Here is a 4557-nt window from a genome sequence, read left to right as displayed (position 1 = left end):
TAACGGAACGGTAGAGCCCCAACGATGTACCAATTCTCCTACGCCGACATCCAGAGCAACTCCGTTGCCGACGCGAAGGACCGCGAGCGCGAGCTTCTGACCCGCTCGATCGACATGCTGGCGGCAGCAGCAGTGGCCGGCCACGGTTCGATGGAGGCGATAGAGGCGCTTCACTTCACCAACCGCGTCTGGACCGCCTTCGTCGAGGATCTTGGCTCCAGCGACAACGCCCTGCCAAAGGAACTGCGCGCCAACCTCATTTCCATCGGCCTGTGGCTGCTGCGCGAGGCGGAGGACATCCGTCAGGGCCGCACCAACAATTTCGAAGGGCTGATCGAGGTGTCCCAGATCATCAGGGACGGCATTCAATGACCAACACGCTGAAGATATCGCTGAAGCCGAACGAAAAGATCTATATCAACGGCGCCGTCATCCGGGTCGACCGCAAGGTCACCGTCGAATTGATGAACGACGTCCAGTTCCTGCTCGAAAACCACGTGATCCAGGCCGAAGATGCCTCGACACCGCTCAAGCAGCTTTATTTCATCCTGCAGGTCATGCTGATGAACCCGGCCGGCGCCGCCGCCGCACGCGAGATGTTCCGTCGTTCGCTGCCGCTGCTTCTGGCAAGCTTCGAGGACGGCCAGATCTGCAGCGCGCTGAAACAGATCGACCGCATGGTCGGCGAGGACCATATCTACGAAGCGCTGAAGGCGATCCGCGCACTTTATCCGCTCGAACGCCGCGCGCTGGGTGGCAATGACGATATTTCGGGTGCCGAGCGCCCGTTGGCTGTGGGAGCACGATACTGATGAACGTGGACATGACGACGACGATTCCGACCGGCGCCAATCAGGCCACCGCGTCCACCTCGAAGACAGCGGTCGACTACCAGTCCTTCCTGAAGCTTCTGATCGCCGAGATGAAGAACCAGGATCCGACCAAGCCGATGGATTCGACGCAGTATGTCGCCCAGCTCGCCACCTTCTCGCAGGTCGAGCAATCGGTGCAGACCAACACCAAGCTCAACCAGATCATGCAGTCCTCGGCGCTGTCGCAGGCCGACGCACTGATCGGACGCTCGATAACCTCCGCCGACGGCCTAACGACGGGCACCGTGGCTTCGGTGCGCCTCGCCAGCAACGGTCTCATCGCCGTGCTGCAGAACGGCACCGAAGTCGCGGTCGGTCCGGGAGTTTCGGTCAAGGCGGCAAGCTGACGCTTTCGACAGAGAGCCAGTCCCATGAATGAGGCCGACGCTCTCGACATCGTCCAGTACGCGGTATGGACGGTGCTCGTCGCGTCCGCTCCGGTGGTGCTGGTCGCCATGGTGGTCGGCATCGGCATCGCCCTCATCCAGGCGCTGACCCAGGTGCAGGAAATCACCTTGACCTTCGTGCCGAAGATCGTCGCCATCATGCTGGTGGTGGCGCTGACCGGCCCCTTCATCGGCAGCCAGATATCGGCCTTCACCAACGTCATCTTCGAGCGCATCCAGAACGGGTTCTAACCTGTTTTGGGAAGGCGTGCCGCGGCATGCCGTCGTAATTGTCCGAAGACAGACGCCGCCGATCCCCTTGGCGCCTCCGCACGCACGGCAGACAAGGCCTGGACCGCCTCTATCCCATTGTTGGACCATGAGCTTTTTTGCCCTTTGCGGCGCCATGCCCTACTTTCGGCAAACGGTCTGCGCAAACGGATTGTCTGACGGGCAGGCACGACATGGCAGGAATTCCAAATGATTGACGAAAAGCCGGACAGCGAGAGCGTCTCGGCGCTGGCGCCCTTCCGGCACGGCATTTTCCGCGCCGTGTGGGGCGCAAGTCTCGTCTCGAATTTCGGTGGCCTGATCCAGGGTGTCGGCGCCGCCTGGATGATGACCACGATCGCCACCTCGCCCTATCAGGTGGCCCTTGTCCAGGCTTCGACCACCTTGCCGATCATGCTGTTTGCGTTGGTCGCCGGCGCCATCGCCGACAGTTTCGACCGGCGCAAGGTGATGCTGGTCGCCCAGACCTTCATGCTGGTGGTGTCGGTGCTTCTGACCCTGTTCACCTATTCGGGCCTGATCACGCCATGGACGCTGCTTGCCTTCACCTTCCTGATCGACAGCGGCACCGCGCTCAACAGCCCGTCATGGCAAGCCTCCGTCGGCGATATCGTTCCCCGCAACAAGGTGCCGGCGGCCGTCGCCCTCAATTCGATGGGCTTTAACCTGACGCGCAGCGTCGGTCCGGCGATCGGCGGCATCATCGTCGCCGCCGCCGGTGCGGCAGCCGCCTTCGCGGCGAACGCGGTGAGCTATATCGGCCTGATCGTCGTGCTGGCGCGCTGGAAGCCGAACGTGCCGGTATCGACCTTGCCGCGCGAGTCGCTGGGGGCCGCCATGGGCGCCGGCCTGCGCTATGTCGCCATGTCGCCCAATATCGGCAAGGTGCTGGTCAGGGGTGCTGCGTTCGGCTTCAGTGCAGGCGCTGTGCTTGCGTTGCTGCCTCTGGTGGCGCGCGACGTCGTCAAGGGCGATGCGCTTACCTATGGCATCATGCTCGGCGCCTTCGGCATCGGCGCGGTCGGCGGCGCCTTGATCAGCGTCAGGCTGCGGCAGTTGCTCTCCAGCGAGACGATGGTGCGCTGTGCGTTCGCCGGCTTCGCCGTCTGCGCCTTCAATGCCGCCGTCAGCCAGCATGCCTGGCAGACGTCGCTCGGCCTGCTTGTCGGCGGTGCCTGCTGGGTGATCGCGCTTTCGCATTTCAACGTCACGGTGCAGATGGCGACGCCGCGCTGGGTGGTCGGCCGGGTGCTGTCGGTCTACCAGACCGCGACCTTCGGCGGCATCGCGCTCGGCAGCTGGATCTGGGGCGTCGTCGCCGACGCGCATGGCGCCGAAACCGCGCTGATCGCCGCCAGCATCGCCATGCTGGCCGGCGGCGCCATCGGTCTTTTGCTCCCGCTGCCGCAACAGCAGGTGCTCAACCTCGACCCGCTCAATCGCTTCAAGGAACCGCATTTGGCGCTTGACCTGAAGCCGCGCAGTGGTCCCATCGCCATCATGATCGAGTATGTGATCCGCCACGAGGACGAACCGGAGTTCCTCGCCATCATGGCCGAACGCGGCCGCATCCGCCGCCGTGACGGCGCCCGCAACTGGACGCTGGCGCGCGATCTCGAGAATCCCACCGTATGGATCGAGCATTATCACACGCCGACCTGGATCGAGTATATCAGGCACAATGGACGCATCACCCATGCCGACGCCGTCATCGGCGAACGCGTGCGGGCCCTGCACAGCGGCGACGAACCGCCCCGCGTACGCCGCATGATCGAGCGCCCGACGACCGCCGGCACGGCCCTCGTGATGGCCAAGGGACCTATTGAGCACTGACTCCGGGTGTCCCTTAGCCCTCGCCCGACAGGTCCCGGCGGGCCTTGTCGAGTTCCTCGGCATAGCGTCGCATCAGATGGCCTTCGGTCAACAGGCCCAGCACGATATGGTCGGTGAAATCCTCGACCACGGCGAGTTCTTCGGCGCCCGCCCGCTGGAATGTTTCCGCGGCGGCCTGCACGTTCATGCTCGGCACCAACACCGCGTCCTTGTATTTGGCGAGATCGCGCACCGGCACCTCGCCATCGGACGGATCGCTGTGCAGTTCGGCCACGATCAGCACGCCGACATAGTGGTCGCCCGCATCGACGGCGATGACGCGCTGGGCAGAGCCGAGCGGCACCTCCTTGCGGAAGGCTGCCAGCGTCGTCGAGGCATAGATGGTCTTGATGTCCTTGCGCATCATCGAGCCGACTGTGAGGCTGCGCATCCAGCCGACATCGTGGGCGCTGCGGATGGTCTCGCCGCGCAGATGGAAGCGCCATGTCGAGAACGAGTAGCCGAAGGTTTCGCGCACCAGGATGGCCGACATGATCGAGGCGGCCAGCACGACGCCGGTCAGCGTCAGGTCGCGGGTCGATTCCAGCGCCAGGAAGGTCATCGTCAGCGGACCGCCGACGACACCGACGGCGAGCGACGTCATGCCGACGACGGCGGCGACGGCAGGGTCGATGCCGGTTGCCGGAGAAATAACAAGCATCACATCCGCGAACGCCTTGCCGAGCAGCGCGCCGAGGAACAGCGAGGCAAAGAACAGTCCGCCGCGAAAACCCGACCCCAGCGAGACCGCCGACGCCGCCAGCTTGAGCACGAAGACGCTGGCCACCACGGCCAGCCCGTAATTCATCGAGAATTCGCGATGCAGCGCGCCATGGCCGCTGGACAGCACTTGCGGCGTGATCAGCCCCAACAAGCCAACGATGACGCCGCCAATGACGGGGCGCAGCGACGCATCGATCGACAGCCTGGCGAAACCGCGCTCGATCAGCGTCACCAGATGCATGATGGCGATCGAGGCGGCACCGCCGAGCAGCCCGAGCAGCAGGAACGGCACATACTGGCTGGCGGTGAGCGCCGGCAGACCCGAAAGCTCGAGCGGGAAAGGCACCCCGCCGAACATTTCAGCGGTCAGCGAGGCTGAGATCGCGGCGGTCATGACAGGCGCGACATTGGCG

The 4557-nt window shown here is 64.3% G+C and carries 6 protein-coding genes; 5 read left to right on the top strand and 1 reads right to left on the bottom strand.

Annotation, left to right across the window (positions count from 1 at the left end; all coding sequences use genetic code 11):
* Positions 1-24 precede the first annotated feature (24 nt).
* The 5 genes from flaF to EN991_RS24560 all read left to right on the top strand — a co-directional run bounded on the left by flaF (position 25) and on the right by EN991_RS24560 (position 3382).
* Positions 25-372, top strand: coding sequence for a flagellar biosynthesis regulator FlaF (gene flaF / locus EN991_RS24580; protein ID WP_013529776.1), 348 nt, complete (start codon positions 25-27; stop codon positions 370-372).
* Positions 369-812, top strand: a complete 444-nt coding sequence (flbT, locus tag EN991_RS24575) for a flagellar biosynthesis repressor FlbT (protein WP_064995636.1) — start codon at positions 369-371, stop codon at positions 810-812. The genes flaF and flbT overlap by 4 nt, the downstream gene beginning before the upstream one ends.
* A complete protein-coding gene (gene flgD / locus EN991_RS24570) occupies positions 812-1219 on the top strand; it encodes a flagellar hook assembly protein FlgD (protein WP_013529774.1) in 408 nt (135 codons plus the stop codon). Before flbT ends, flgD begins: the two co-directional genes overlap by 1 nt.
* Before the next feature lie 24 nt (positions 1220-1243).
* The gene (fliQ, locus tag EN991_RS24565; protein WP_013529773.1) at positions 1244-1510 is read left to right on the top strand and encodes a flagellar biosynthesis protein FliQ; all 267 of its coding nucleotides are present in this window, start codon (positions 1244-1246) and stop codon (positions 1508-1510) included.
* A gap of 228 nt (positions 1511-1738) precedes the next feature.
* The gene (locus EN991_RS24560) at positions 1739-3382 is read left to right on the top strand and encodes an MFS transporter (protein WP_063168926.1); all 1644 of its coding nucleotides are present in this window, start codon (positions 1739-1741) and stop codon (positions 3380-3382) included.
* A gap of 13 nt (positions 3383-3395) precedes the next feature.
* Here the strand turns inward: EN991_RS24560 and EN991_RS24555 are convergent.
* A partial coding sequence (locus EN991_RS24555; protein ID WP_164769349.1) for a chloride channel protein occupies positions 3396-4557 on the bottom strand: 1162 nt, incomplete at its 5' end.

This window comes from Mesorhizobium sp. M7A.F.Ca.US.005.03.2.1 (genome assembly GCF_003997795.1).
Lineage (GTDB): Bacteria > Pseudomonadota > Alphaproteobacteria > Rhizobiales > Rhizobiaceae > Mesorhizobium > Mesorhizobium ciceri.
Note: the sequence above shows the minus strand (reverse complement) of the source record. Positions and strands in the feature narration are given on the sequence as shown.

Excerpts from the sequence above, each read along its gene's own strand:
- flaF (WP_013529776.1), top strand. The coding sequence starts at position 25 with ATGTACCAATTCTCCTACGCCGACATCCAGAGCAACTCCGTTGCCGAC.
- flbT (WP_064995636.1), top strand. The coding sequence starts at position 369 with ATGACCAACACGCTGAAGATATCGCTGAAGCCGAACGAAAAGATCTAT.
- flgD (WP_013529774.1), top strand. The coding sequence starts at position 812 with ATGAACGTGGACATGACGACGACGATTCCGACCGGCGCCAATCAGGCC.
- fliQ (WP_013529773.1), top strand. The coding sequence starts at position 1,244 with ATGAATGAGGCCGACGCTCTCGACATCGTCCAGTACGCGGTATGGACG.
- EN991_RS24560 (WP_063168926.1), top strand. The coding sequence starts at position 1,739 with ATGATTGACGAAAAGCCGGACAGCGAGAGCGTCTCGGCGCTGGCGCCC.